The 24,541-nt window shown below is 69.0% G+C and carries 21 protein-coding genes and 1 tRNA gene; 14 read left to right on the forward strand and 8 right to left on the reverse strand.

What is annotated here, in order from left to right; translation table 11 throughout:
* The first annotated feature begins 121 nt into the window (after nucleotides 1-121).
* The 4 genes from AB2U09_RS14355 to AB2U09_RS14370 all read left to right on the forward strand — a co-directional run bounded on the left by AB2U09_RS14355 (nucleotide 122) and on the right by AB2U09_RS14370 (nucleotide 5,300).
* Nucleotides 122-670, forward strand: coding sequence for an NUDIX hydrolase (locus AB2U09_RS14355; RefSeq protein WP_459193412.1), 549 nt, complete (start codon nucleotides 122-124; stop codon nucleotides 668-670).
* A 246-nt stretch (nucleotides 671-916) separates the two neighbouring features.
* Nucleotides 917-2,095: an aspartate kinase gene (locus AB2U09_RS14360; RefSeq protein WP_459193413.1), complete on the forward strand. Its 1,179-nt coding sequence runs from the start codon at nucleotides 917-919 to the stop codon at nucleotides 2,093-2,095.
* Between the two features lie 266 nt (nucleotides 2,096-2,361).
* Nucleotides 2,362-4,182 carry a HAMP domain-containing protein gene (locus AB2U09_RS14365; RefSeq protein WP_459193414.1) on the forward strand — a complete coding sequence of 607 codons (1,821 nt, stop codon included), beginning with the start codon at nucleotides 2,362-2,364 and terminating at the stop codon, nucleotides 4,180-4,182.
* Between the two features lie 56 nt (nucleotides 4,183-4,238).
* Nucleotides 4,239-5,300, forward strand: a complete 1,062-nt coding sequence (locus AB2U09_RS14370; protein ID WP_459193415.1) for a pentapeptide repeat-containing protein — start codon at nucleotides 4,239-4,241, stop codon at nucleotides 5,298-5,300.
* A gap of 23 nt (nucleotides 5,301-5,323) precedes the next feature.
* On the opposite strand, the gene AB2U09_RS14375 is transcribed toward AB2U09_RS14370, so the two are convergent.
* The 3 genes from AB2U09_RS14375 to AB2U09_RS14385 form a co-directional block, all read right to left on the reverse strand.
* Nucleotides 5,324-6,604: a cation:proton antiporter gene (locus tag AB2U09_RS14375; protein ID WP_459193416.1), complete on the reverse strand. Its 1,281-nt coding sequence runs from the start codon at nucleotides 6,602-6,604 to the stop codon at nucleotides 5,324-5,326.
* Nucleotides 6,605-6,824: 220 nt separating this feature from the next.
* Nucleotides 6,825-7,532: a metallophosphoesterase family protein gene (locus AB2U09_RS14380; protein ID WP_459193417.1), complete on the reverse strand. Its 708-nt coding sequence runs from the start codon at nucleotides 7,530-7,532 to the stop codon at nucleotides 6,825-6,827.
* Nucleotides 7,533-7,630: 98 nt separating this feature from the next.
* Nucleotides 7,631-8,251, reverse strand: coding sequence for an IMP cyclohydrolase (locus AB2U09_RS14385; RefSeq protein ID WP_459193418.1), 621 nt, complete (start codon nucleotides 8,249-8,251; stop codon nucleotides 7,631-7,633).
* A gap of 122 nt (nucleotides 8,252-8,373) precedes the next feature.
* Here AB2U09_RS14385 and AB2U09_RS14390 point away from each other — a divergent pair, with 122 nt between their 5' ends.
* Together AB2U09_RS14390 and AB2U09_RS14395 are read left to right on the forward strand one after the other, a co-directional pair.
* Nucleotides 8,374-9,093: a profilin-fold protein gene (locus AB2U09_RS14390; protein ID WP_459193419.1), complete on the forward strand. Its 720-nt coding sequence runs from the start codon at nucleotides 8,374-8,376 to the stop codon at nucleotides 9,091-9,093.
* A gap of 270 nt (nucleotides 9,094-9,363) precedes the next feature.
* Nucleotides 9,364-9,436, forward strand: a tRNA-Gln gene (locus AB2U09_RS14395).
* Between the two features lie 64 nt (nucleotides 9,437-9,500).
* On the opposite strand, the gene AB2U09_RS14400 is transcribed toward AB2U09_RS14395, so the two are convergent.
* Nucleotides 9,501-10,508, reverse strand: coding sequence for an alcohol dehydrogenase catalytic domain-containing protein (locus AB2U09_RS14400; protein ID WP_459193420.1), 1,008 nt, complete (start codon nucleotides 10,506-10,508; stop codon nucleotides 9,501-9,503).
* Between the two features lie 119 nt (nucleotides 10,509-10,627).
* On the opposite strand from AB2U09_RS14400, the gene AB2U09_RS14405 reads away from it, so the two are divergent.
* Nucleotides 10,628-11,059, forward strand: a complete 432-nt coding sequence (locus AB2U09_RS14405; protein WP_459193421.1) for a universal stress protein — start codon at nucleotides 10,628-10,630, stop codon at nucleotides 11,057-11,059.
* A gap of 148 nt (nucleotides 11,060-11,207) precedes the next feature.
* On the opposite strand, the gene glmM is transcribed toward AB2U09_RS14405, so the two are convergent.
* Entirely contained in the window at nucleotides 11,208-12,587 is a 1,380-nt protein-coding gene (gene glmM / locus AB2U09_RS14410; RefSeq protein ID WP_459193422.1) for a phosphoglucosamine mutase, read from the reverse strand.
* Nucleotides 12,588-12,739: 152 nt separating this feature from the next.
* Between glmM and pyrE the strand changes: the two genes are divergently transcribed.
* The 5 genes from pyrE to AB2U09_RS14435 all read left to right on the forward strand — a co-directional run bounded on the left by pyrE (nucleotide 12,740) and on the right by AB2U09_RS14435 (nucleotide 17,958).
* Nucleotides 12,740-13,285, forward strand: coding sequence for an orotate phosphoribosyltransferase (pyrE, locus tag AB2U09_RS14415; protein ID WP_459193423.1), 546 nt, complete (start codon nucleotides 12,740-12,742; stop codon nucleotides 13,283-13,285).
* A gap of 281 nt (nucleotides 13,286-13,566) precedes the next feature.
* On the forward strand, nucleotides 13,567-15,597 hold the full coding sequence (thrS, locus tag AB2U09_RS14420; RefSeq protein ID WP_459193424.1) for a threonine--tRNA ligase: 2,031 nt from the start codon (nucleotides 13,567-13,569) through the stop codon (nucleotides 15,595-15,597).
* Nucleotides 15,598-15,658: 61 nt separating this feature from the next.
* Nucleotides 15,659-15,928 (forward strand): hypothetical protein, encoded by a 270-nt coding sequence (locus tag AB2U09_RS14425; protein WP_459193425.1) that lies wholly within the window; start codon nucleotides 15,659-15,661, stop codon nucleotides 15,926-15,928.
* Nucleotides 15,929-15,981: 53 nt separating this feature from the next.
* On the forward strand, nucleotides 15,982-17,265 hold the full coding sequence (locus AB2U09_RS14430; RefSeq protein ID WP_459193426.1) for a S8 family serine peptidase: 1,284 nt from the start codon (nucleotides 15,982-15,984) through the stop codon (nucleotides 17,263-17,265).
* An 84-nt stretch (nucleotides 17,266-17,349) separates the two neighbouring features.
* Nucleotides 17,350-17,958 carry an ArsR/SmtB family transcription factor gene (locus tag AB2U09_RS14435; protein WP_459193427.1) on the forward strand — a complete coding sequence of 203 codons (609 nt, stop codon included), beginning with the start codon at nucleotides 17,350-17,352 and terminating at the stop codon, nucleotides 17,956-17,958.
* A gap of 296 nt (nucleotides 17,959-18,254) precedes the next feature.
* Here the strand turns inward: AB2U09_RS14435 and AB2U09_RS14440 are convergent, their stop codons facing one another.
* Entirely contained in the window at nucleotides 18,255-19,703 is a 1,449-nt protein-coding gene (locus AB2U09_RS14440; protein WP_459193428.1) for a DUF7827 domain-containing protein, read from the reverse strand.
* A gap of 260 nt (nucleotides 19,704-19,963) precedes the next feature.
* Between AB2U09_RS14440 and AB2U09_RS14445 the strand changes: the two genes are divergently transcribed.
* Nucleotides 19,964-20,212, forward strand: a complete 249-nt coding sequence (locus tag AB2U09_RS14445) for a glutathione S-transferase N-terminal domain-containing protein (RefSeq protein WP_459193429.1) — start codon at nucleotides 19,964-19,966, stop codon at nucleotides 20,210-20,212.
* 34 nt (nucleotides 20,213-20,246) lie between these two features.
* Here AB2U09_RS14445 and AB2U09_RS14450 read toward each other — a convergent pair whose 3' ends face one another.
* Both AB2U09_RS14450 and nirK read right to left on the reverse strand, forming a co-directional pair.
* Nucleotides 20,247-21,659 carry a UDP-N-acetyl glucosamine 2-epimerase gene (locus AB2U09_RS14450; protein ID WP_459193430.1) on the reverse strand — a complete coding sequence of 471 codons (1,413 nt, stop codon included), beginning with the start codon at nucleotides 21,657-21,659 and terminating at the stop codon, nucleotides 20,247-20,249.
* Between the two features lie 544 nt (nucleotides 21,660-22,203).
* Entirely contained in the window at nucleotides 22,204-23,292 is a 1,089-nt protein-coding gene (gene nirK, locus AB2U09_RS14455) for a copper-containing nitrite reductase (RefSeq protein WP_459193431.1), read from the reverse strand.
* 157 nt (nucleotides 23,293-23,449) lie between these two features.
* Between nirK and AB2U09_RS14460 the strand changes: the two genes are divergently transcribed.
* Nucleotides 23,450-24,535: a halocyanin domain-containing protein gene (locus AB2U09_RS14460; protein ID WP_459193432.1), complete on the forward strand. Its 1,086-nt coding sequence runs from the start codon at nucleotides 23,450-23,452 to the stop codon at nucleotides 24,533-24,535.
* Nucleotides 24,536-24,541: the final 6 nt, after the last annotated feature.

Genomic DNA, 24,541 nt, shown 5'->3' on the forward strand with positions numbered 1-24,541 from the left:
AGTGTCGAACGATCGGGTGACCCTGAAGTTCCGTGATCGAGGGTCTCGCCCGCCGGCTGTCGACCGTCCCCGGGCACTGGTCCCCGAGAGAGATAAGGCGGTAGCCGACGGGTCCGGAAGCATGGACGTCGAATCCCGGACCCGCGAGGACGTCGACCGCCGACTCGCGCGCCTCGAAGCGGAGTTCGGCGAGTTTCCGGTCGTCGAGGAAACGGTCGAAAACGAGCCCGATTTCTTCGAGGCGGGCGTCGAGATGGTCGAGGACGGCTGGATCGGCGACGCCGGCGCGTTCGTGACCGACGACGAGAATCGAGCGCTGTTGATCCGCCACGAGAGCAAACCGGAGAAGTGGGGGACACCCGGCGGGGGTCACGAACCCGGCGAGACCATGGCCGAGACCGCCCGCCGCGAGGTCCGCGAGGAGACCGGAATCGAAGCGGAACTGACCGGCGTCTTCCGGGTGCGCCGGAAGACCGCCGTTCACACCGACGACCCCGACCGACGGTTTCAGATGCTCACGGTCTGGTTCGAGGGTGACGCGCGGGGGACCCAGATCGATATCGGCGACGACGAGATAGCCGAGGCGCGGTGGTTCGCGGAGCCGCCCGACGCAGTGCACGACTTTCTGGAAGCGCGGGTCGCAGATTGGACCGACCAGCGGGTCGACTGATCTCCGGGATCGATACCCGGACCACCACGTCGAGCGACAGCAGCGGTACCGCGACTTGCTGGCCGACCGCGAGAACGTGCTGGTCTACGAGAACGATGGCGAGAGTTCCACCGCTGTCGCAGATATTGCCGCAGAAATCGGACGATAGCGAAGTTTCGCCGCCCCGAGATGGACACAGTTATTCGGGGAGAGGGACAACGCCACTGCACCAGCCATGCGTCACGCACACACGAAGCGGGTGATCCGATGCGGGTCGTAGTGAAGTTCGGCGGCACGAGCCTCGGCAACGGCTCGCGAGTCACGCGGGCGGCCGACTCCATCGCCGCAGCTATCGAGAACGGCCACGAGGTCGCCGTCGTCGCCAGCGCGATGGGCTCGACGACCGACGACCTCCTCGACGACATCAACTACGAGGCTCAGGACGAGGACCGCGCCGAGATCGTCAGCATGGGCGAGCGCACCTCCGTCCGGATGCTCAAGGGGGCGCTCGCCGCCCGCGGCATCGACGCCGAGTTCTTCGAGCCCGGCAGCGAGGGCTGGCCGATCATCACCGACGAGTACGGCGAGGTCGACGTCGACGAGACGACCAAGCGCGCCAGCGCGCTCGGGGGGCAACTCGGCGACGTCGTCCCGGTCATCACCGGCTTCCTCGCCGAGGACCACCAGGGCAACGTCACCACGCTCGGTCGCGGCGGCTCCGACACCACCGCGGTCATGCTCGGCAAGTTCATGGACGCCGACGAGGTCGTCATCGTCACCGACGTCGAGGGCGTCATGACCGGCGACCCGCGCGTCGTCGAGGGCGCGCGCAACGTCGGCGAGATCACCGTCGACGAGCTCCGCTCGCTGTCGTTCCGGGGCGCCGAGGTCGTCGCGCCGTCGGCCCTGTCGTACAAGGACGCCGATCTGGGGGTCCGGGTCGTCCACTACCAGCACGACGACCTCCTGACGGGCGGGACCTCCATCGAGGGCGAGTTCCAGAACCTCATCGACCTGCAGGAAGACCAGCTCGCCTGCATGACTGTCGCCGGCCGCGCCATCCGCAACAGTCCGGGCATCCTGGGTGAACTCGCGACCGCGCTCGGCGAGGAGGGGATCAACATCGAGGCCAACTCCTCGGGGATGGACTCGATCACCTTCTACGTCGCCGCCGACGATGCCGAGAACGCCGAGGCGCTGCTGCACGACCGCGTCGTCGAGGAAGACGCCCTCTCCAGCGTCACCGTCGAGGACGAGATCGCCGTGGTCCGCGTCACCGGCAGCGACCTGCCCAACCAGCCCGGCATGGTCAAACGCACCATCGACCCCCTCTCAGAGGCCCACATCCACCTCTACGACGTCGTCACGTCCGCGACGTCGGTCTCCGTGTTCATCCCGTGGGACGACCGCGAGCAGGCGCTCGAGCTCGTCCAGGACGCCTTCTGATCGGCTCTCGGAGGCTGCTCTTCTCCATCCGCACAGCCGACTCCCGCTCGACAGTCACTCGAACGTATTCCGTAGCTCTCCTCGCACTGTGAGACACCCGTCGCTGCTCCCGGCTCCCGCCGGGGTGTGGCTACACCTCACAGACCCGCCGCTCAAACGCGTCTCTGAGTGCTACGTAGCAGTCCGTACCGCTCCCCATCGGGGGTGACTATCTCGTACCCTATATATAACCGTGATTTATAATCCGGTATCGACCACGTCGACCCATGGGTCAACGGACTTCGGAGGACGGGTCGGGGCTCGCCGGCCTGCTCCCGCGAGCGGTTCGGGAACGGTTCGTTCGGAAATTCTTCCTGTCGGTGGTCCTGGTCATGGTCCTCACGGCCGGCATCGGCGCCGTCATGTTCCAGACGACGACGGCGACGCTGACCGACCGGACGGAGGACCAGCTGGCGTCGACGTCGCACCTCCAGGCCCAGAGCCTCGACCGCTGGGTCGACGGGCTGCGCCACCAGACGCGATTGATCTCCCAGGCGTCGCCGTTCCAGCGCGCCAACGAGTCGGACATCGATTACCACCTGCTGCGCCAGCAGCGGCAGTTCCGCGAGGACATCCTGGACGTCCACTACGTCCACTCCCACAGCCGGGAGATACTGGTGAGTACGTCCGACGGCGTGGAAGGGAGGAACCTCTCGGAAGCGGGCGTGCCGTGGGCGCACGACCGGGCGGAGGCGGTCGGGAGCGTCACGAACGTCCCGGCGAACGTGTACGTCGCGTTCGAGCCCTACACGTCGCCGGCCTCCGGCGAGCGCGTCCTCGCGTTCGTCAGTGCGCCGCCGCAGAACACCGAACACCTCGTCGTCGTCGAGGCGAACCTCACGGCCTGCGGCCGGTCGTTCGAACAACCCGACGAGAGCGCCTACACTACGGTCCACGGCGCCGACGGCCAGCCGATCTGCGGTGGAGCGGGCGCTGACGGTGCGGACAGCGCCCCCGCGCCCGGGAACGCGCTGTCGACCGACGGCTCCGGTGTCGTGACCGCCGAGAGCGAAGTGCTCGGCCATGCGACGATTGCCGGGACGGGCTGGACCGTGCTGACGCACGTCCCGAAGTCCGCGGCCTACAGCCTCCGCAACGACGTCGGGACGAGCACGGCCGTGCTCGTCCTCGTCCCGCTGGTCGCGCTCGGTGCGGTCGCCGTCGTCATCGGCCGCCGCGCCGGGAACGAACTCGACGAGTTGACCGAGAAGACCGCCGCGATGCGCGACGGCGACCTCGACGTCGAACTGGAGAGCGACCGAGTCGACGAGTTCGGGCAACTCAGCCGCGGCTTCGCCGAGATGCGCGACGCCCTCGACGAGCAGATTTCGGAGACCGAGCGAGCGCGCGAGGAGGCGGAAGTCGCCCGCGCCGAGGCCGTCGAGACCAACGAGTACCTCCGCGAGACGGCCGAGGCGTACTCCGAGACGCTCGCCGCCTGCGCCCGCGGCGACCTCACCCAGCGCATGGATCCCGACGGCGAGAACGACGCGATGGACCGCATCGCCGAGGACTTCAACGAGATGATCCGCGAGCTGGAACTCACTACCGGCCAGCTCGAGACCTTCGCCGCGGAGGTCAGCGACGGCGGCGAGCAGGTCCACGCCAGTTCGGAGACGATCCGGGAGGCAAGCGAGCAGGTCGCCGACTCCATCCAGAAGGTCTCCGACGACGCCTACGAGCAGAAAGAGCGGCTGGCGACCATCTCAGAGGAGATCGACGTGGTCGCCGACGAACTCGAAGCGATCGCCGACGGGCGCGACGACCTCGAGTTCGAGGAGTCGCTCGTCCGCGTCCGGACTGTCTCGGAGCTCGTCGGGGAAGCCGCCGACGCGGGCGAGACGGTCATGGCCGAGAGCGAGACGGTCGCCGGCGCCGCCGAGGAGCAGGCCGCCGAACTCGCCGAGGTGTCCGCCCGCGCGCTCGAACTGAAGCGGACCGCACAGTACCTCGGCGACGGCATCTCCCACTTCGAGACCGAGGCCGAACACGAGTTCGTCTTCCAGACCGGCGAGGGCGAGGCCGAAGCGCGCACGGACAGCCGCTGACCGGCCGGCCCCGCTCCCGGCGCGACGAACTTGTTGCCGGCGCTCCTACCGTGTCCATGGAATCCGCGACAGCCGAGACGAGCGAACGCTGTGGCTATCGCCTCGAAGTCGGCCTCGACGACGCCGACGAGCGATCCAAGACCTGCGGCCGCCCCGCGTGGGAGGACCACGACCGCTGCGTCTGGCACGCGACCGTCGACGGGAAGACCGAAGAGATGCTGGCGACCGCGAAGCCGGAGCCGGGGGACGTCCTCGACGGCGCTTACCTCCGGGAAGCGACGCTCGTCGGCGTCGACTGGCTGGCCGAGACGTCGCTCGTCGGGGCCGACCTCCGGCGGGCGGTCGTCAACGGCGCCGACCTCGGGGGCGCGGACCTCACCCTGGCGAACATGACCGACGTCACCGCCATCGACGCCGATTTCACCGGCGCGACGCTGGAGGGCGCCGTCTTCACCAACGCCGACCTCCGGCGGGCGACGCTGGAACACGTTCTGACCAACGAGGCGGTGTTCAGCGACGTCCACGTCGGCGCCGGGACGCGGTTCAGCGAGGTCTCCGCCTACGAGCGCGAGCCCATCCGCCCGACGCTGAGCGACGACCACCCCCTAGAGGCCGCCGCGTGGACCTACCGCCAGCTCCAGCGGATCTACCAGGACAACGCGCTCCCCGGGCTGGCCCGCCGGAGCTACGAACAGGAGAAGGACGCGCGGCGCCGCCTCGCGTGGAGCCGGGGCGACCGCCTGACGGCCCTCAAGTGGGAGCTCTCGCGGTGGGTGATGCGCTACGGGAGCAGCCCGTACCGGGTGCTCGCGTCGTCGCTGCTGGCTATCCTCGCCTGCGCTATCCTGTTCCCGCTCACCGGCGGGATCATGGAGATCCAGGGCGAGCAGGCGATCACCTACACTATCGAGAACCCGGCGAGCGCGCCGCCGTGGTGGATCGGTCGGGTGCTGTTCAAGAGCCTCTACTTCAGCGTCGTCACGTTCGCGACGCTCGGCTACGGGGACATCCAGCCGATCGGCGCGTGGGCGCGCTTCCTCGCCGGGTCGCTGTCGATCGTCGGCTCGCTGCTGTCGGCGCTGCTCGTGTTCGTCCTCGCGCGGCTCGTGACGTGGTGATCGAGCCGGTGTTCGTGCGGCAGTCACCAGAACAGCCCCGGTGACTCCTCCTCGGGCTCGTCGCCCGCGCCGGTGAGCCGGAGGGCGACGGGGAACAGCAGCCCCTGCGCGACGATGCTGACGAGCGCGACGCCGAAGACGAGTTCGACCAGCGCGGGCCGGAAGGGCAACTCCCGCGGGACGCTGAGCAGGAGCGCGATGGGGATGACCGTGTGCATCCCGCCCCAGACGAGGACGTGCTGGAAGCGCAGCGGCACGGGTTCGGCCCCGGTCACGGGGAGGACGTTCGTGATGCCGTAGACGACGACCCCCCGGACGAGGAGGACGAGCACGACGGCGAGCAGGACCGTCGGCGCGTTCCACAGCAGCCGACGCCACGGCGCCTGAATCCCGACGAGGACGAACACGAGCGTGAACACGATGAACGCCGCGGTGTCCCACGTCCGCTCCATGAACGTGACGTTGTCGGGGTGGACCGCATCGCCCTTGCCGTAGAGACCGATCACGAGCCCGGACGCGACGGTGGCGAGGACGCCGCTGACGTGGAGGTAATGATCCGCCAGCAGGAAGCTCCCGTACGCCAGGACGACCGTCGTCAGCAGTTCGGCCATCCGGTCTTCGATGGCCCGGAGGACGAAGAAGGCGAGCGCCCCCGCGGCCAGTCCGACGAGGACGCCGCCGAAGCTGACGACCGTTATCTCGACGGCCACGTCGACCAGATCCGACGCGGACAACAGCGTCGCGAGGTCGGCGCCGGTCTCGAAGCGCTCGGAGACGATGCCGATCATCGCGCCGAAGGTGACGACGGCGAAGCCGTCGCTGAAGTGGCTCTCGACCTCCGCGAGGATCGACAGGCGCTCGGCCGCGTCGGCCTCCCGGAACAGCGCGACGATGGCGACCGGGTCGACCGGGTAGATGATGACCGCGAACAGAAGCGTCACCACGACCGGGAGGCCGAAGGCGTAGGTGCCGAGCAGTCCCAGCAGGACCACCGCGATCGGCAGGCCGACGATCGGCAGCAAGACGCCGATCGGCAGCACACGGACGAACGCGCCGGATTTCGTCTCCTGTGAGCCCTGGAAGAGGACCGTCGGGACCAGCACCATCAGGATGAGATCGGAGGACAGCCGGAAGTCCGGGTCGAGCCCCGTGACCGACAGCGCGACGCCGACGAGCACGAGCAACACCGGATAGGCCGCCTCGCTGGTGCGGGCCGCGACGACGCGCACGACGGCCGCGACGCTCAACACGAGGAGGACGCCGCCCAGGAGCGCGAAGGTCTCGGCCATCGAAGTGAGTGTCACTCGCCCGTCTCGACCAGCCCGGGTGTGCAACCGAGTCCGCGCGGCCGCCGGGCTCGCAAACGGAATTGTCGCCGCCGATACGGCGGATCCGCGCGGCAGTGACCTGAATCATCGGCCTGCGTATGTCTGCTCGGTCGGCGACGGCGCTCCAAGAGACGAGTGAAGCGGTGTGAGAAATGGGTCCGACGGCCGAAACGACGCTTTCAGGTGGCGAGGCGGGTTACTGACCCGAGCGCAGGCGCGTCCCGATGCGCAGCGGCAGGTCGGCCTCGCGGACAGCGTCGACGACCCGGTCGACGTCGTACTCGACGCGGTGAGCCTCGATCTCCTGGGTCTCGAAGTCGACCAGCGAGTACGCGGCCCGGGGGTCGCCGTCGCGCGGCTGGCCGACGGCACCGGGGTTCATCACGAGTCCCTCGTCGAAGATTTCGTGGCCCTGCACGTGCGTGTGGCCCATGACGAGCACCTCCTCGCTGCCGAGCATGTCGGCGTTGTACTCCTCGGGGTAGGTGTAGCGGTCGGGGTCGCTGGGGTGGCCGTGGACCAGCCGCATCCGCCCGTCGCAGACGAGCCGCTGCTCGGGCAGTTCGCCGAGCCACGCCAGTTGGTCCTCGGAACACGTCTCGCGAGCGTGGTCTACTGCGGTGGCGGCCATGCTGTTGAAACCGTAGGCCTGGTCGAACGCGACGGCGCGATCGTGGTTGCCCATCACCGTCGGCACCTCGCCGTCGGGGAGCATCGCTTCGGCCTCGTCGCTCAGTCCGGTCTCGCCCGCGCCGCGGATGGCCGCGACGCACTCGGCGTGCCACGGGTTGTATCCGACGACGTCGCCCGCACAGACGAGCCGGTCGACCGGCGGCATGTCCTCGAGGACGGCCTCCAGCGCCACGAGGTTCCCGTGCACGTCCGAGATGACACCCACTTTCATGCGGTGGAGTGGGCACCCCGCCGTCTTAGTTCCACGGCAGACGAACGTCAGGATACTGATTTGTCTGCGACCGGGTACTCGGGTCCCCGGCCACTCAGTTACTCGTCGCTGCCGTTGACGATCGCGGTCGCGAACCCGTCGACGGCCGACCCCGAGACGCCGACGGCACAGACCTCGTGTTCGAAGTCCATGTCGTAGGCCTCCCGGGCAGCCTCGGGCGCGTCGGTCGCCGCGAAGTCGACGGGTTCGGGGCTGTCCTTCTCGTAGGTCGCCACGAGCGTCGGCTCGGTGACTTCCTCGACGAGGACGGCGTCGCGGCGGACGGTGCCGATCACGGCGCCGGGACCGTCGGCGTTCGTGCTCGGGTCCTCGGGGTCGACGCCGACGATGCCGGCGACGCGGGGCGTGTCGTAGTCGTCTTTCTCGAAGTCGAGCGCGAGCAGCGGTTCGGCCAGCGCGTCGCGGGCGGGATAGCCCAGCGCGAGTTTCTCGGCGATGGGGTCGACGTGCGAGCCGTTGCCGATCACGGCGCCGCGGGCGGTCTCCCGCAGGCAGTTGTACTCGACGTAGGGGTTGTCCGTCTCCGTGGCGTCGTCAGTCGGGCCGACGGTGAGCGTGCCCGGCTCGCGACCGGTGGCCTCCCGATTCGGGAACGAGCGCGAGGAGACACGGTAGGCGCCGACTTCCGGTGCGACGACGACGAAGCGTCCGACGTACATGTGCGACTCTCGGTCCCACCCTCGAAAGTAAATGTCGATCCATGGGGAGGCCGGCGTCCCAGATGTGGAGACAGCGCGTCGAGAGCGCGGGGGTTATGCCCCTCGCGCCCCTCGATCCGTCGATGACAGCAGGCCTCGATGCGGACGTGGTCGGCGCCGACGCGGCGGCCGAGCGCCGCGACGAAGTGGTCGCGGAGGTCACCGACCACGCCGGCCGGATCGCCCGCGAACTCGCCCGCCTCCAGGGCGGCGACTACGGCCAGCGGGAGTTCGAGACCGACCGCGGGACGTGGACGCTCAAGTACGAAGCCGGCGACGTACAGTACCTCCGATACGAGGGCCGCGGCGCCGACACCTACGTCGTCTCGACCCAGCAGCCGCCCGAACCCGAAGCGCTCGCCGAGGCGATGACCGACTACGACGCCTTCGTCGATGCGTTCAACGAGTACGTCCGCTCGCTCGACGGCGTCCTCGACGACGTCTCCGACGAGCTGCCCGAGATCGCCTCCGTCGATTCGGTCGTCGAGGAACGCGAGCGCATCCTCTCGCGGATGCGCGACGCCTGTGACCGGATGGCCCAGCAGCTCCACCGCGCCGAGGGCGGCGACTACGGCACCTTCTCCGCCCGCGTCGGAAGCTCTCGCTGGGAACTCAAGTGGGAAGAAGGACGCGCGAGTTACCTCCGCGTCGGCGGCGAGGGCGGCGTCTACATCCTCTCGCAGTACCAGCCCCCCTCGGCCTACGACCTGCGCGCCCACGCCGACGACTTCCCGGGCTTCGTCGACGCGTTCAACGAACACGTCGCGGAGATCTCCGAGACGCTGGAGACCGTCTCGCTGTAGCTGTCATTCAGCCGTTACGTCGACAGCCGAGCGGAGTATCTGGCCGGATCGGCGGGCATCTTCCAGATGGTGTCGTGGATTCGATTTCACTTTCAGTCTCCAATTGCGCGGAAGTCGAACACCGTGTCATCCGCTGGGCGACCTGTCACATTCGGAACACTTCGAACCGCCCGCGCCAGATAGCGGCCGCGGGAACGCGGCTGATATGCGGTAGCACAGCACAGTAGAGTCCGCAACACTGAAATACGACACCGCGGTATAGATGAGTGAAGTCCTGTGGTGTAGTGGCCAATCATGTAGCCTTCTGGGGGCTACGACGGAGGTTCGAATCCTCCCAGGACTATGACATAACGGAGCGGTTTTCCCGTTTCTATCGACTTCGAGCGTCTACAGTCGCTACTCGTGCACTACGGCGTCACCACGAGCTTCCCGACGCTCTCGCGCTCTTGCATCGCGGCGAAGGCCGCGCCGGTCTCTTCGAGGGAGTAGGTCTCGTCGATCACCGGGGCGAATTCGCCGTCGGCGACGAACTCGACCAGCCGTTCGAGATCGGTCTGGGTGCCCATCGTCGAGCCGACGATGTGCTTGTGCCCGAGGAACAGGTCGGCGACGTCGAACTCGGAGGTGCCGCCGGCGGTCCGGCCGCAGACGACCATCCGGCCGCCGCGCCGCAGCACGGACTGGCCGAGTTCGGAGAACTCGCCGCCGAGGTGGTTGATCACGGCGTGGACCGGTCCGTCGACGGACTCGCGGATCTCGTCGACGTCGGCCGAGACGACGCCGCGGTCGAGGCCGACCTCGCGGACGCGGTCGAGCTTGTCCGCCGAGCGCGAGGTGCCGATCGAGTCGAGGCCGAGGACGTCACAGAGCTGGACCGCGGCGACGCCGACGCCGCCGGTGGCGCCGGGGACGAAGACGGCGTCGCCGGCCTCGACCTGCGCTCGCTCGAGCATCCGGTAGGCGGTCATGTACGCCGTCGGGAGCGCGGCGGCCGTCGTCGCGTCCACGCCCTCCGGGAGACGGACGAGTCGGTCCGCCGTCACGCGGGCCTGCTCCGCCAGTCCGCCGTGGTACAGCGAGAAGTTCTCGCACATGTTCTCCGGGCCGTCACGGCAGAAGCGGCATGTCCCGCAGGTCTCGTTCGGGCAGAGGACCACCCGGTCGCCCGCGTCGAGGCCCGTGACGTCCTCGCCCACCTCGCGGACGGTGCCCGCCACGTCGAGGCCGGTGACGAACGGCAGGTCGTCGGCGTCGACCATCGCCGAATCGCCCTCGAGGATCCACAGGTCGTGGCGATTGATAGCGCACGCGTCGACGTCGACGACCGCCTCGCCCGCTTCGGGTTCGGGGTCGGGTCGGTCGATCACGTCGACGCCGTCTGGACCGGTGAGTTCGGTGAAGGCTGCGGCTCGCATTACCCGCAGTTGGGCGACCGAACCCAAAGAGTGCGACGGCGGCGGCGAAACCGTGGCCTTCTCGCGACCTGGGCTCGCATCCGCCGTGGTTACTTGAGACTCCGTCCGCATTGTCCGGTATGGCACCCTCGCACGTGCTCGTCCCGCTGGACGGGTCGCCGCTCGCCGACGGCGCGCTCGCCCACGCGCTGGAGACCTTCGACTGTCGGGTCACCGTCCTCAACGTCGTGACGCCGCTCGACGCCTCGATGAGCGAGGGCGGCGTCCTCGAACCCGACGACGAGCGCGAGGCCGAGGCCCGCAAACGGGCGGAGCGACTGGTCGAACGAGCCCACGAGCGCGCCGCCGAAGCAGACCGGCGCGTCGAGACGGTGGTCGAGACCGGCGACCCCGCCGAGACGATCTTAAACGCCGTCGACGAACGCGACGTCGACCACGTCGTGATGGGCGGCCACGGCGGCGATCGATCCGACCTCGGCCGGCGACTCCTCGGGACCGTCGCGACCACCGTCGTCGGCGAAGCCCCCGTTACCGTGACCGTCGTTCGGTGAGCGGTGTCTGGCGGCGACCGTCTTTCCGTACGGATGCCTGGCGGTGATCGTGGTTCAGTGACGGCTCGAATCACTCCACGCGCGCACAGGCGGCGAAAAGTGTCAACCGATTCGTTCCACCTGAAACGAAGGGGTTTGGGGACCGTTCTCAATCGACCCGGATCCCGGAGAGGGCGCCGTAGAGCTGGTCGGCGAGGTCGTCGGCGCGGTCGGCGGTGCGGGCCTCGGCGTAGACGCGGATGACGGGCTCGGTGCCGGAGGGGCGGGCGAGCACCCAGCCGTCGCCGTAGTCGAGCCGGTAGCCGTCGGTGGTGTCGAGGTCGGCGACCGAGTCGCGGGCGGTCCGCTCGATGGCGTCGAGCATCGCCTCGCGCTGGCGCTCGCCGTCGTACTCGACGTCGCGGCGGACGTTCACGTAGTCGTCGTAGCGGGCGATGACCTCGCTCGCGGGTTCGCCGCGGTGGGCCAGCAACTCGCAGAAGCGCGCGGCGGTGTAGGCGCCGTCGCGGGCGATGCGGTAGCCCGGGAAGAGGATGCCGCCGTTGCCCTCGCCGGCGACCGGAACCGTCTCGCCGGTGGCCTGCAGGTCGCGGATGCGCGAGACGATGTAGGTACTCCCGATGGGCGTCAGCGTGAGGTCGGCGCCGGCCTCGTCGGCCACGTCGACCAGTCGCTGAGAGGCGTTGACGGCGGAGACGACGGTGTCGCCCTCGTCGATCGCCGCGGCGGCAAGCGCGGCGAGGGCGGCGCTGCCCTCGACGTACTGGCCGCGCTCGTCGACGAAGATGGCGCGGTCGGCGTCGCCGTCGTGGGCGATGCCGAGGTCGGCGTCGGTGGTGCGGACGAACCGCTGGAGGTCGCCGAGGTTCGAGGCGACGGGTTCGGGGTCGCGGCCGGGGAAGTGGCCGTCGGGCTGGGCGTGGATGGTCTTGACCGAGCAACCGAGCCGGCGGAAGAAGTCGGGGCTGGTCAGCGAGCCCGCGCCGTGGCCGGGGTCGATGGCGACGGTCAGGTCGGCGGCGGCGACGGCCTCGCGGTCGACGGCGGCGAGCAGGCCCTCGATGTAGGCCCGGCGGACGCCGTCGACGGGGCGGCTCTCGCCGGTCTCGTTCCAGGGGACGCGCTGGACGGTCTCGTCGAGCAGGCGGCGCTCGATGGCTTCGAGGCGCTCGCGGGGCAGTTCCACGCCGTCGGCGCCGACGAGTTTGATGCCGTTGTACTCCGGCGGGTTGTGCGAGGCGGTGACCATCACGCCGGGGATCCCCTCCCGTTCCGCGTAGGCCTGCAGGCCGGGCGTGGCGAGGACGCCGAGGCGGTCGACGTCGAGGCCGACGCTGGCGAGGCCGGTCGCGACGGCGTCGGTGAGCATTCCACCTGTCGCGCGCGTATCGCGCGCGACCGCTACGCGGTCGACGCCGCCGTCCACTGCCCAGACGGAACCGGCCGCCTGTGCCACGTCCGTGGCGTACGCCGGCGTGAGGTCGTCGTTGACCACGCCCCGCACGCCGCTTGACCCGAAGACCCTCATCGGGCGTTACTCAGCGGTCCGGCCGCATAGTGGTTCCGGACGCATATCACGGGTCCACGTCGGGGCACCCCAGCGCCGCAGGGGTGAGGCGACATTCCTGCCCGCAGATGGACACCGAATCCGATAAACGCCGGGGCGCCAACGGGACGGGTATGGACAAGCAGGGACTCATCGACGCGCTCCGCGACGCCGAGGCCGTGAAGTTCGGCGAGTTCGAGCTCTCCCACGGCGGCACCTCGAACTACTACGTCGACAAGTACGTCTTCGAGACCGACCCCCACTGCCTCGAATTGATCGCCGACGCCTTCGCCGAACGCGTCGGGGAAACCAAACTGGCCGGCGTCGCGCTGGGCGCCGTCCCGCTGGTCGCCGTCACCAGCGTCGAGTCCGGCAACCCCTACGTCATCGTCCGCAAGCAGAAAAAAGAGTACGGCACCGCCAACCTCGTCGAGGGCGACCTCACGGAGGGCGAGGAAGTCGTCGTCCTCGAGGACATCGCGACGACCGGCCAGAGCGCCGTCGACGCGGCCGAAGCGCTGCGCGACGCGGGCGCCGTCGTCGACCGCGTCGTCGTCGTCGTCGACCGCGAGGAGGGCGCCGCCGAGAACCTCGCCGACCACGACCTCGAACTCGAATCGCTGGTGACCGCCTCCGACCTGCTCGCCGACGCCCCCGACGACGTCGACGTCGACGGCTGACCGATTCGGCATCCCCGCCAGCGAAGGCGATACGTTTTCCCGTCACACGTCTCCCGTCGGTCGATCCCGGATCGACCGATCTCGGGCGTGTTATTCTCTCCCACGGTCGTTCGTCAGTCGGCGCACGTCACAACTCTTTTATCCGATTACGCGTTAGCGGAGTCCAAGATGGCAGGTGACTGCTTTACACGCGGGCTTCCCGCCCCATAACCAGTCACTGCCACGTTCTCACGCTCGCAATCGGCTGGCAAGCGACGCGTGGCGATCCGGAGGTCGATGACATGTCACGACAGGAATCTTCAGTCACGGTGGAACTGCCCGATGGAAACACGCTCGACGTTCCGTCGGGCGCCACAGTCGAAGACGTGGCCTACGAGATCGGTCCGGGCCTCGGCTCCGACACCGTCGCGGGGAAACTCGACGGCGAACTCGTCTCGAAGGAGGACCCCGTCTACGACGGCGCGACCATCGAGATCGTCACGCCCTCGGCCGACGAGTACCTGCAGGTGCTGCGCCACTCGGCGGCCCACGTCCTCGCGCAGGCGATCCTCCGGCACTATCCGGACGCGAAGCTCGCCACCGGCCCGCCCACCGAGGAGGGCTTTTACTACGACTTCGAGGACGTCGACATCGACGAGGGCGACTTCGAGGACATCGTCGCCGAGATGGAGGCCATCGTCGAGGAAGATCTGGAGATCGTCCGCGAGAACGTCTCCATCGAGGAGGCCCGCGAGCGCGTCGCGGGCCAGCCCTACAAGGAGGAGATTCTGGAAGACCTCGCCGCGGGCGAACGCGGTGCGGGTACGGCCGGAGGAACGGACGGCGACGCCTCCGGTGACGGCGACGGCGTCGACACCGTCTCCTTCTACAGCCAGGGCGACTTCGAGGACCTCTGTGCCGGGCCACACGTCGCCTCCACCGGGGAGATCGGCGCCATCGACCTGCGAGAGATAGCCGCCACCAACTGGCGCGGCGACGAGGACGAGGCGCGGCTCACCCGCGTCTACGGCACCGCCTTCGAGTCCGAGTCCGACCTCGAGGACTACTGGGAGCGCAAGGAGGAGGCCGAGCGCCGGGACCACCGCCGCATCGGCCAGGAGATGGATCTCTTCTCCATCCCCGAGCACTCGCCGGGGTGCGTCCACTTCCACCCCGACGGGATGGCCATCCGTCGCGAACTCGAGGACTACATCCGCGAGAAGAACGACGAACTCGGCTACGAGGAGGTCTGGACGCCGGAACTCAACAAGACCGACCTCTGGAAGACCTCGGGTCACTACGAGCACTTCTGCGAGGAGGACGAGATGTTCCACTGGGAGCAGGCCAGCGCTCGGACGGACGACGACGACGCCGACGAGTACGGTCTGAAGCCCATGAACTGCGCCAACCACGTCCACCTCTACCAGCGCCAGCGGCGCTCCTATCGCGAGCTGCCCAAGCGCTACTCCGAGTTCGGCACCTGCTACCGCAACGAGCGCTCCGGGGAACTCTCGGGGATGCTCCGCGTCCGCGGGTTCACGCAGGACGACGGCCACGCGTTCGTCCGCCGCGACCAGATCCAGGGCGAGGTCACCCGCACGCTGGAGGTCATCGACGGCGTGCTGGAGGACTTCGGGCTCGACGTGACCTTCAAGCTCGAAACGCAGCCCGACGAGGCCTTCGGTGACGACGAACTCTGGGAGCGCGCCGAAGACGACCTCCGCAGTTCGCTCGATGCGCTCGGCGAAGGCTACGAGATCGAGGCCGGCGAGGGCGCCTTCTACGGGCCGAAGATCGCCGCCGACGCCGAGGACGCCATCGGTCGCGAGTGGACCGTCGGCACGGTCCAGCTCGACTTCGTCCAGCCCGAGCGCTTCGACCTGAACTACGTCGGTGAGGACAACGAGGAACACACGCCGGTCATGATCCACCGCGCCCTGCTGGGCACCTTCGAGCGGTTCATGGGGGTCATGATCGAGCACTTTGCAGGCAGGTTCCCGCTGTGGCTCGCGCCCGAGCAGGTCCGCGTGCTCCCGCTCAACGAGGACGTGCTCGGTTACGCCCACCGCCTGAAGAACGACTTCGACGACGACGGCTTCCGCATCTCGGTCGCCGACGGCGACGACACGCTCCAGCGGAAGATCCGCCGCGCCCACGACGAGAACGTCCCCTACATGCTCATCGTCGGCCCGGACGAGGAGGAGTCCGGGACCGTCTCGGTCCGCGACCGCGCCGAACGGGAGGCCCGCGACGTCGACCCCGACGACTTCCGCGAGCACCTCCGCGAGGAGCGCGCCGACAAGCGCCTCGAACCGGACTTCCTCGACGAGTAAGCCGTCGTCACCGCGTATCGCATCCGACCGTTTTTCCCGCGTCGCTCCGCACGCACTATCGATGCCGGACGAAGCCCTCCAGCGGACGGTCCGCCGGTGTACCGCGTTCGTCGTGATCCCGCTCTCGGTGCTCGTGATCCAGGTCAACCAGTTGGCAGCCTACGACGAGGAGGTACACCCGGTGCTGACCGTGCTGATCCCCGGTGTGTTCGTCGTCGGTGCGAGCGGGTACCTCGTCCTCTCGGCGCTCCAGATCGACCGACCAGCGGACGACGCCGTCCAGCCCGTCGAGGAGGACGGCGAAACCGACGACGCCGCGGAAACCGCGTAATCGCACCGATACCGTTTTTTCGACGCCGGTCGGACTCCCGATCAGTCCCCCGCATGACCGCCCGTATCCGAGCGCTCGGGGCCGTGGCGGCAGCCCTCCTCTGCCTGACCGCCGCCATCGGCGCCATCGCGCTGTCGGTCCCCGGCGCGCCGGCGACCGCCGACGAGGAGTCGCGACCGTCGGACACCGGCCTCCAGCGCCTCCACGCCGCCGGCGTCACCGGCGACAACGTCACCGTCGGCGTTGTCGGCGTCACCGGCTTCGACACCGACCACCCGGCCATCGCCGAGCGAGTCGTCGCGGCCCGCGCGTTCGGGAACGGAGCCACCGTCTCCAACGGCGGCCGCAACCGCCACGGCACCGCGACGGCGGCCGTGCTCTCCCAGACCGCTCCCGACGCGGACCTGTATCTGGCGACCTTCGACGAGACGCGGGACTTCCGCCAGGCGGTGACGTGGCTGGTCACCGCTGACGTGGACGTGATCGTCGCGCCCGTGTCGTTCTACGGGACGCCCGGCGACGGGAGCGCGGCCGTCGCGCGGCTCGGCGAGTGGGCGCGCCGGCAGGGCGTCGTCTTCGTCGCGCCGACGGGCAACCTCGCCCGCGGCCACTGGCACGGCCGCTACGACGACGTGGACGAGGGCCGACTCCGCTTCGGCGAGACGACCCGCAACTACGTCGCCGGCCGCGGCAGCCGGACGCGGATCTGGCTCTCCTGGGACCGCGCGCACGAAAACGAGACCTACACGGCCGAACTCTACCGCGCCGAGGGCAACGAGTCACGACTCGTCGCCCGCTCGCAGCCCTACAGGGGCGACGACGTGCCGAACGCGCGGATCAACGCCCGGCTCGAAGGCGGCACCTACTACGTCGCCGTCCGTGGCCCCGGGAACGAGACCGGCGCGCACCTCCGGCTGGCCTCGCCGACCCACCGTTTCCAGCGCGCGAAGCCGGAGGGGAGCATCGTGGCGCCCGCGACGGGCCGCGGCGTCATCGGGGCCGGCGCCTACGACCCCGCAGACGGCGGTATCGAGCCGTTCAGTTCCCGCGGCCCGACGATCGACGGCCGCCTCGGAGTCGACCTGGTCGCGCCCGCTCGACACGAAATCAGGGGGTACGACGAACCCCTCGTCGGCTCGTCCGCCGCGACCCCCTACGTCGGCGGCGTCGCCGCACTCGTCCTCGACGACCGCCCGGGACTCACGCCCGAGCGAGTCGAACACCGCCTCGAACGAACGGCCGTCGACGTGGGGCCGAACGGGACCGACGCCGTCGCGGGGAACGGGCTGGTCGCACCGCGACAGGCGGTCGGTCTCCCCGCGAACGCGACGGGCTGACGCTACCGTCGAGACCGTTCAAAGCAGAATTTAACCTACGGACAGGGCTATAGTACCGGCCTGTCGATCGATACGTACGGAGAGATGTCGGGGCTCATCGATCGCATTCAGGACCGGACGGCGACGAGCGACGAGCAGTTGCGGGTGTTAGACGTCGAGGGCGAGGAGACAGACGACGTCCTCGACGCGCTCGCGACGGACACGCGGCGGGCCGTCTACCGCGCGCTGTTCGAGCGGCCCCGCACCGCCTCGGAGATCGCCGACCGCATCGACACGTCCGTCCAGAACGTCCACTACCACGTCTCGAACCTCGAAGACGCGGGCCTCGTCGAAGCCATCGACACCCGGTACTCCGAGAAGGGCAACGAGATGACCGTCTACGGCCCCGCGAGCGATCCCCTCGTGATCGTCGGCAACCGCGAGATGCGCCCGCGCGTCCAGCGCTCGCTGACCGACGTGGTCGGCGGCCTCGGCATGCTGTCGGTCGCCGCCCTCCTCGTCCAGTGGGGCGCCGAGCGGATCGCCCGCCCCACGGTCGAGGGCGGCAGCGCCGTCCCGGCCAGCCCGAACGCCACCGTCGGCGAACCCGGCTCGCTCGCCTGGCTCGTCTTCGACGTCGTCGAACCCGGCGTCCTCTTTTTCTTCGCCTGCCTCGCCGTCGCCTCGCTCGTCGCCCTCGCGCTCGACTGGTAATCGGTCGTCAGAGCGTGAGTGCGCTTCCTAACGCTTCCGAGACAGCCAGCGGCACGCCTCGGGGGAAGCGGCGCGGTCGTCGATTGCTCGATGGCGACTGGTAGGGAGAGTAGCGACAGGTGAAATGTGACAGCGGAGCGCCGGAAAGCCTGCGGCAGGAGCGCAGCAAAAGCCGCTGGCGGGCGGTGGGAGCAGGAAAACGGGAAAGCAGTGATGGGGAAGGGGAAACAGGAAACGGGAAGCGGAGAAGGGAAACGAAAATAGCGGGAGTGACGTGTGACGCTCGGCGGTGCGGATCAGCTCCTGACGAAGCCGAGGAACATCGCGATGGCGCCGAACGCGAGCAGGCCGCCGAGGGCGAGCGCGCCGACGCCGGTGAGGAACGAACCGGAGCCGCTGTCGGCGGCCGCGACGGTCGCGTCGCCGGGTCCGGGCGGCTCGTCGTCGGTCGCCGTGCCGGCGCTGCCGTCGCTCCCGGCGCTCTGGTCAGCGGCGGTCACGGAGATCGCCCCGATCGCCTCGGGGTCGTCCGTGGCCGTCCCCGGGAAGACGTCGATCGAGTACGGCGCGGGGTCGAGCACCGAATCGAGCGTCGTCTCGCTCGTCACGTTCGCCGGGCGGGTCTCGCCGGCCTCGGCGACCGCGAGCGCGGGCCGGTCGGAGTCGTCCGTGGCGTTCGTCCGGAAGACCAAGACAGCGCGGCCGTCACCGTTGGTATCGCGGATCGTCGCGGTCGTCTCGTAGTTGGCGGACTCCTCGTCGCCGACGGTGATCGTCAGCGCGTCGGCGTCGCCGAACGTGATCGGGACCCGGGCGACCGCACCCTGTTCGACTTCGACGACGCTCTCGACGTCGATTTCGTCGGCATCGAGCGACGCCGACGCGGGCGTGCCGTCGTCGCCACCGGACGCCGTTCTCGTCGGGCAGTCGCTCTCACAGTCCGTGATCGTCCCCGTCCCGCGAGCGAGGAAGCGGTCGTCGGTGCGGACGTCCACTGAGATTTCCGTCCCGGACGACATATCGCTGAAGTCGAACGTTCCCTCGAAGGTGCCGTCGTCGTCGACCTCCGTCACGGCCGTCACGAGGAACGGCGACGACGGCGATTCCGAAACGACCCGGATCGAAATGGGCGTTCCCGCGTCGAGCGTCGTCTCGCCGGAGATCGTCTGCTCGGCGGCCGGTGCGACGCGGACCTCGCCGTCGGTCGTGTCGAGGGTCGTCCCGTTGTGCGTCGGTTTGGGCGTTGCCGTGTCGCCGTCACTCTCGTCGGACTGGTCGCCGTCGTCACCGGCCAGCAGCGCCAGCGAGGCGATCGACGGCGGGTCGTCCGGGTCGCCCAGCGAGAGGTCGTACGAGGCCGGGTCGAGCGGTTCGTCGACGCCGGCGACCTCGGTGCGGTTCTCGATCGCGTCGTCGCCGGCGACGGTGAGGTACGACGACGGGTCGGACTCGTGGGCCGCGCCCGTGTCGAAGCGGACCGTCACGGTCCCGTCGCCGTCGGCGTCGGTGACCGTCGCGCGGACCTCGTAGTTGGCCTCCGCGGCGTCGCCGATAGTGAGTCGGGCGGTGTCGTCGGCGCCGGTCGTGTTGATCACGATCTCGGCCGTGTCACCCTGCTGGGCGGTGAAGATGGACTCCTCGAACGAGGGAGCCTGATCCGCGCGGTCGGCGGTGACGACGCCGGCCATCGGCGCGGTCACCAGCGTCGCGACGACGAGCGCGGCCAGCAGCCGGCGGGCAGTCACGCGACCACCCCCACGGGCGAACCGGAGTCGGTCGGCGGTCTGCGGGCGATGCGTCGGTCGGAACGGCGGTCCGGAGGGGACCGGTCAGGGCGTCTGGCTGCCATTGCATTCCTCCGATCGGTCGACGGACAAATACCACTCCCGTAAGCTTCAAAGTGGCTTTGAACGCGGTCGAACTCGACGATTCGGCACGGACCGGGCCTGTCGCCTCGATCCCCGCTACCGTTGGTCTCTTGACCGTCGACTCCTAACCGTCGGTGATGGCGAACCTCGAACTGTACGAACTCGAAGGCTGCCCCTACTGCGCGAAGGTCACGAAGAAGCTCGACGAACTCGACCTGGAGTACGAGTCGCACATGGTCCCGCGCTCGCACGACGAGCGGACCGAAGTCGAGGAAGTGAGCGGCCAGACGGGCGTCCCCGTCCTCGTCGACCCCGAGAACGACGTCGAGGGGATGCCCGAGAGCGACGATATCGTCGAGTACCTCGAAGAAGAGTACGGGAGTTAACGCCGCTTTCCCAGTAGTTTTTCGCGCCGTTCCGCTACAGGTAGTCGACGGTCTGGCCGCCGACGCCGTCGAAGCCCTGCCGTTCGTGGGACCACTCGAAGACGCCCTCGTCGCGGCGCTTGGCGAGGAAGTCGACGATTCGCTCGCCCACGTTCTCGCCGTAGAGGTCGGGGCCGGACTGCAGGCGCTCGCGCACGTCGGATTCGAGGACGTGCGTGACCATCTCGTGGACGAACTCGCCGGAGACCGGCGGGACGAGCAGGTTGGTGTTCGCCTCGAAGACGGTCTCCGGGCGGTCGGTGTTGAACCGCGCGGTCAGACAACAGGCCTCGTCGATGTGGTTGAGTTCTTCCTGCATGCTCCCGGAGTCGGTCAGCTCGGCGAGACACTGTCCGGATTCGAGGAACTCGTAGACGTGGGCGTGTTTCTTCCAGAGGCCGGTGAAGAGGAAGTTCTCGCGCTCGTCGGCCAACCGCCGGAGCCGGTCGCGGTAGCCGTGGCGTTCGAGCGCGTGTTTCGTCGCGGTCAGCTCGACGAAGTTGACGTTGTGGCCGTCCTCGACGAGCGCGATGACCCCCTCGACGAGCGCCTCGAAGCGGCCGGGCAGGAGGTTCGCCCGCCGGTGGATGTCCACGCGGATCCAGTCGTCGCGTTCCTCGAGGACGGGATAGACGTCGAAGACGCTCTCGCCGTCGTGGCCCTCCTTCATCTGGATCGCGTCGACGACGGAGTTACCGACGACGGGGATGCGCTCGCGCCCGTCGACCGTCCGGGGGTAGCCCTCGGCTTCGAGGTGCTCGCGGTTGCGTTCGACTGGCGCGAAGTGATAGCGCGCGGCCGCCGACCCGACGAACGTGTCGTACTGCTCGGGGAACGGCTCGGTCCGGTCGACCGACCACTCGCCCGACCACTGCTCCTCGACGAGGGCCTCCGGGTCGGGATAGTCGCCGGCGTCGCTTCCGGGGGTCGCTCCCGCGGCCGGCACGGCGTCGTAGTCGGGCGCCATCCCGCGCAGCCCGGCCTCGTTGTGCGCGACCTGCTGGTTCGTCGCGAACAGCCACGCCTGCGGGAAGATGGCGGCGGCGTGGGTATCGCCGTGGACCAGCGGCAGGACCGTCGTGTCGGGCCACTCCTCCAGTCGGTCGGCGACCTGCCGTACAGCGAGCATCGTCTGAGCGGTCTTCTCGCTCAGGTCGCCGCGGATGCCCAGGTCGACCGCGATGGCGTCTTCCAGATCGTACTCTTCGAGGCCGTGGCCGAGCAGGTCGTCGTAGTGCTGGCCGGTGTGGATCACGAAACAGGGCAGCCCGCGCTCGCGCGCCGCGGCGACCACCGGCGCCTGCTTATAGAAGTCCGGTTTCGTCGCGGTGACGACCGCGAGGACGAACTCGCCGCGGTCCATCTCCGCCGCGAGCCGCTCGTCGTAGATCGTCGGGTCGGCGTCCATTGTGTCGACCGACGTGACGTCCGGACGGGTATTTACAGTTCCGGACGGTGGGTTTTGGGCGTTCTGATTATGGGACTTCGTGGGCCGGGGATTGTGGTTCGCTCGCTAGGAGTGACTGGAACCGCTACCGCAGAGCGCACTGAGCGTTGAAAGCCCTCGGCGCGCTCGCGGTCGCTGAGCGGGATATCCGCGCTCTCGGCACCGCCCACGCGGATAGTCGCCCGCTCAGGCGACTAGATGAACGCGATCCCGCCTCGCCCTTTCAGTCCGCCAGGACCGCGACTGCACCGCCACAGCACCGCAGACGGCCACACCCTCCCCAACCGATTGCGTTGTCTGCGGGCGACCCGAGCGTCGCCCACATGGCCCGAGGGACCTTCGGTCCCTCGCTGCTCGTCGCAGGCTCCTGCGCTACTCATCCCTCGCACGAGTCCGTCGCGCGACGAGACGCGCGACAGCGCGCGCCACGTCGGAAAACGAGAATTAGCGACACCGTCGAACGCCGCTCACGACGAAACACCCACTCCAACGGCCCGTCGACCCCTCAGGCGTCGGGGTTCGGGTCGAAGATTTCGGGATTCTCTTCGCCCTGCACGTCGATCACGGCGAGCGCGCCCTTGCGGGCGACCCGCGAGAGCGAGTGGTCGACGAGCTTGATCGGACCGGGAACCGGGTAGTGCATGGTGGTGATGGCGGTGCTGCCCGGCATCACCGGCGTCGTCTGGATGTTCTGCTGGGGCTGGCCGCCGATGCCACCCTGCGGGTATGCCTCGTCCCAGACGCTCCCGATGGGGTGGAACGAGCTGGCGAGGTTGGGGCCGCCCACGCAGTAGTACACGCGCGCGGTCTCGCCGGTCTCGACGGTCATGTCGGCGTACTTGTCGGGCGTGATGGCGTACTTCTCGCCGTTGATGAGCACGTAGGTGGGGTCCTCGCGGGCCATCGCGCCCATGTCGAAGGTGTGGTGGCCCTCCTGGCCCGTCTCGCCGTCGGTGTAGACCTCGTGCTGGCCGAGGTAGAACTCGTGGTCGACCTCGGGCAGGCCCTCCTCGGGCTCGACGAGGATGATGCCGAACATCCCCGAGGAGATGTGGTAGTCCATGTTCGCGACGGCGCAGTGGTAGATGAACGCGCCGGGGTAGGTCACCTTGAAGCGGACGCGCTGGGTCTCGCCGGGCGCGACCGTCGTCGCCTCGGCACCGCCGCCCGGCCCCCGCACCGCGTGCAGGTCGACGTTGTGGGGCATCCGGTTGTCCTCGTGGCTGTGGACGGTCAGGTCGACCGTGTCGCCCACGCGAGCGCGGATCATCGGCCCCGGGATCCGCTCGTCGAAGGTCATGTACTCGAAGGTGACGCCGTCCTCGATCTCGGCGGTGACCTCCTTCGTGGTGAGTTCCGCCTCGATCGTCGCGGGCTCGTCGCGGTCGATGGGGGCGGGGATATCGGTCGGGTCCGCCGCGACGCGGTCGACGGTCGGCGTCTTCGGGGCGTCGAGCGACTGCGGGCCGCTGTCGGCCTCCGTGTAGGTGACCTTGTCCTCGGGAATCTCGCCGGCACAGCCGGCGACCGCGGCGGCGCCCGCCGCGGCGCTGGTCTTCAGGAACGTTCGACGGGTGGCCGTTGATTGGGTCATGGCTTCACCTGAATCTCGGTCGAGAGCACGTATATGCGGGCCGCGGATTCCCGACGGTAGAAGATCGGAGCGAACATGTTCAGGAAATCGCTCCGCGCTTCTCAGTTCCCGGGAACGTGCTGGGGTGGTTTTTTAGATGAGGTTGCTACGGGCAGGTATGAACGCCGACGACGGCATCGACGAGGGACGGCGCACTGTCATGAAGACCCTCGCTATCGGGGCGACGGCGGGGGGCCTCGCGACGGCCGGCTCAGCGCCCGCGACCGCGCAGTCGACCGACCTGAGTGAGTGGTTCTCGAACACGGGCAACGTCGACGGCGTGGTCGACGAGACCGGGAAGAGCGAGGTGACCGTCGAAGTGGGCGTCCAGGGCAACAACGGCGCCTTCGCGTTCGGGCCCGCAGCGGTCCGGGTCGACCCCGGTACGAAAGTCATCTGGGAGTGGACCGGCGAGGGCACCCCGCACAACGTCGTCGCCGAGGACGGTAGCTACGAGAGCGACATGATCACCGAGGCCGGCGCGACCTTCAGCCACACCTTCGAGAGCGAGGGCGTCTCGAAGTACGCCTGCGTCCCGCACAAGGGGATGGGGATGAAAGGCGCCGTGATCGTCGGCGACGCCGAGGTGACGGTCCCGAGCAAGTCGTCGTCGGCCGACACGGGCACCGCGGGCGGTAGCGGGAACGAGACCAGCGCCGGCGACGGCGGTGCGAGCGGCGAATTCGTCGAGCCCGACTTCGAGGGCTGGTTCGACGGCGTCAGCAACTACGACGGCGTGGTCGACAAGACCGGACAGGACGAAGTGACGATCAAAGTCGGGGCCGAGGGCAACGGCGGCCCGTTCGCGTTCGGTCCCGCGGCGGTCCGGGTCGACCCCGGTACGAAGGTCGTCTGGGAGTGGACCGGCAAGGGCGGCCAGCACAACGTCTCCGGCGAGACCCACGACTTCGAGAGCCCGATGCAGGGGTCGCAGGGCGACACCTACGCGCTGGAACTCGACGGCCAGGGCGTGGTGAAATACGCCTGTACGCCCCACCAGGCCGCCGGCATGAAAGGAGCGGTCGTCGTCGGTAACCCCGCCGGGGCCGCGGCCGGTGGTGCCGGGATCGACCTCTTCGAAACCTCGCTGTGGGGGCTCGCTGGGGCCATCGTCGCCGCACCGTTCGTCGCCAGCGAGATCGTCGCCCGCCGTCGCAAGGACGACGACGACTCCCACCGGCACCCGCCCCACACCGCGGACTGACGAGGG

This window comes from Halosimplex yunnanense, from assembly GCF_054504345.1.

What these genes read in the sequence shown, in the direction of transcription:
- thrS (WP_459193424.1), top strand. Translation starts at nt 13,567, where the DNA reads ATGTCACGACAGGAATCTTCAGTCACGGTGGAACTGCCCGATGGAAAC.
- AB2U09_RS14425 (WP_459193425.1), top strand. Translation starts at nt 15,659, where the DNA reads ATGCCGGACGAAGCCCTCCAGCGGACGGTCCGCCGGTGTACCGCGTTC.
- AB2U09_RS14385 (WP_459193418.1), bottom strand. Translation starts at nt 8,251, where the DNA reads ATGTACGTCGGACGCTTCGTCGTCGTCGCACCGGAAGTCGGCGCCTAC.
- AB2U09_RS14400 (WP_459193420.1), bottom strand. Translation starts at nt 10,508, where the DNA reads ATGCGAGCCGCAGCCTTCACCGAACTCACCGGTCCAGACGGCGTCGAC.
- AB2U09_RS14380 (WP_459193417.1), bottom strand. Translation starts at nt 7,532, where the DNA reads ATGAAAGTGGGTGTCATCTCGGACGTGCACGGGAACCTCGTGGCGCTG.
- AB2U09_RS14365 (WP_459193414.1), top strand. Translation starts at nt 2,362, where the DNA reads ATGGGTCAACGGACTTCGGAGGACGGGTCGGGGCTCGCCGGCCTGCTC.
- AB2U09_RS14390 (WP_459193419.1), top strand. Translation starts at nt 8,374, where the DNA reads ATGACAGCAGGCCTCGATGCGGACGTGGTCGGCGCCGACGCGGCGGCC.
- AB2U09_RS14355 (WP_459193412.1), top strand. Translation starts at nt 122, where the DNA reads ATGGACGTCGAATCCCGGACCCGCGAGGACGTCGACCGCCGACTCGCG.
- pyrE (WP_459193423.1), top strand. Translation starts at nt 12,740, where the DNA reads ATGGACAAGCAGGGACTCATCGACGCGCTCCGCGACGCCGAGGCCGTG.
- AB2U09_RS14430 (WP_459193426.1), top strand. Translation starts at nt 15,982, where the DNA reads ATGACCGCCCGTATCCGAGCGCTCGGGGCCGTGGCGGCAGCCCTCCTC.
- AB2U09_RS14445 (WP_459193429.1), top strand. Translation starts at nt 19,964, where the DNA reads ATGGCGAACCTCGAACTGTACGAACTCGAAGGCTGCCCCTACTGCGCG.
- AB2U09_RS14450 (WP_459193430.1), bottom strand. Translation starts at nt 21,659, where the DNA reads ATGGACGCCGACCCGACGATCTACGACGAGCGGCTCGCGGCGGAGATG.
- glmM (WP_459193422.1), bottom strand. Translation starts at nt 12,587, where the DNA reads ATGAGGGTCTTCGGGTCAAGCGGCGTGCGGGGCGTGGTCAACGACGAC.
- AB2U09_RS14370 (WP_459193415.1), top strand. Translation starts at nt 4,239, where the DNA reads ATGGAATCCGCGACAGCCGAGACGAGCGAACGCTGTGGCTATCGCCTC.
- AB2U09_RS14460 (WP_459193432.1), top strand. Translation starts at nt 23,450, where the DNA reads ATGAACGCCGACGACGGCATCGACGAGGGACGGCGCACTGTCATGAAG.
- AB2U09_RS14435 (WP_459193427.1), top strand. Translation starts at nt 17,350, where the DNA reads ATGTCGGGGCTCATCGATCGCATTCAGGACCGGACGGCGACGAGCGAC.
- AB2U09_RS14360 (WP_459193413.1), top strand. Translation starts at nt 917, where the DNA reads ATGCGGGTCGTAGTGAAGTTCGGCGGCACGAGCCTCGGCAACGGCTCG.
- nirK (WP_459193431.1), bottom strand. Translation starts at nt 23,292, where the DNA reads ATGACCCAATCAACGGCCACCCGTCGAACGTTCCTGAAGACCAGCGCC.
- AB2U09_RS14405 (WP_459193421.1), top strand. Translation starts at nt 10,628, where the DNA reads ATGGCACCCTCGCACGTGCTCGTCCCGCTGGACGGGTCGCCGCTCGCC.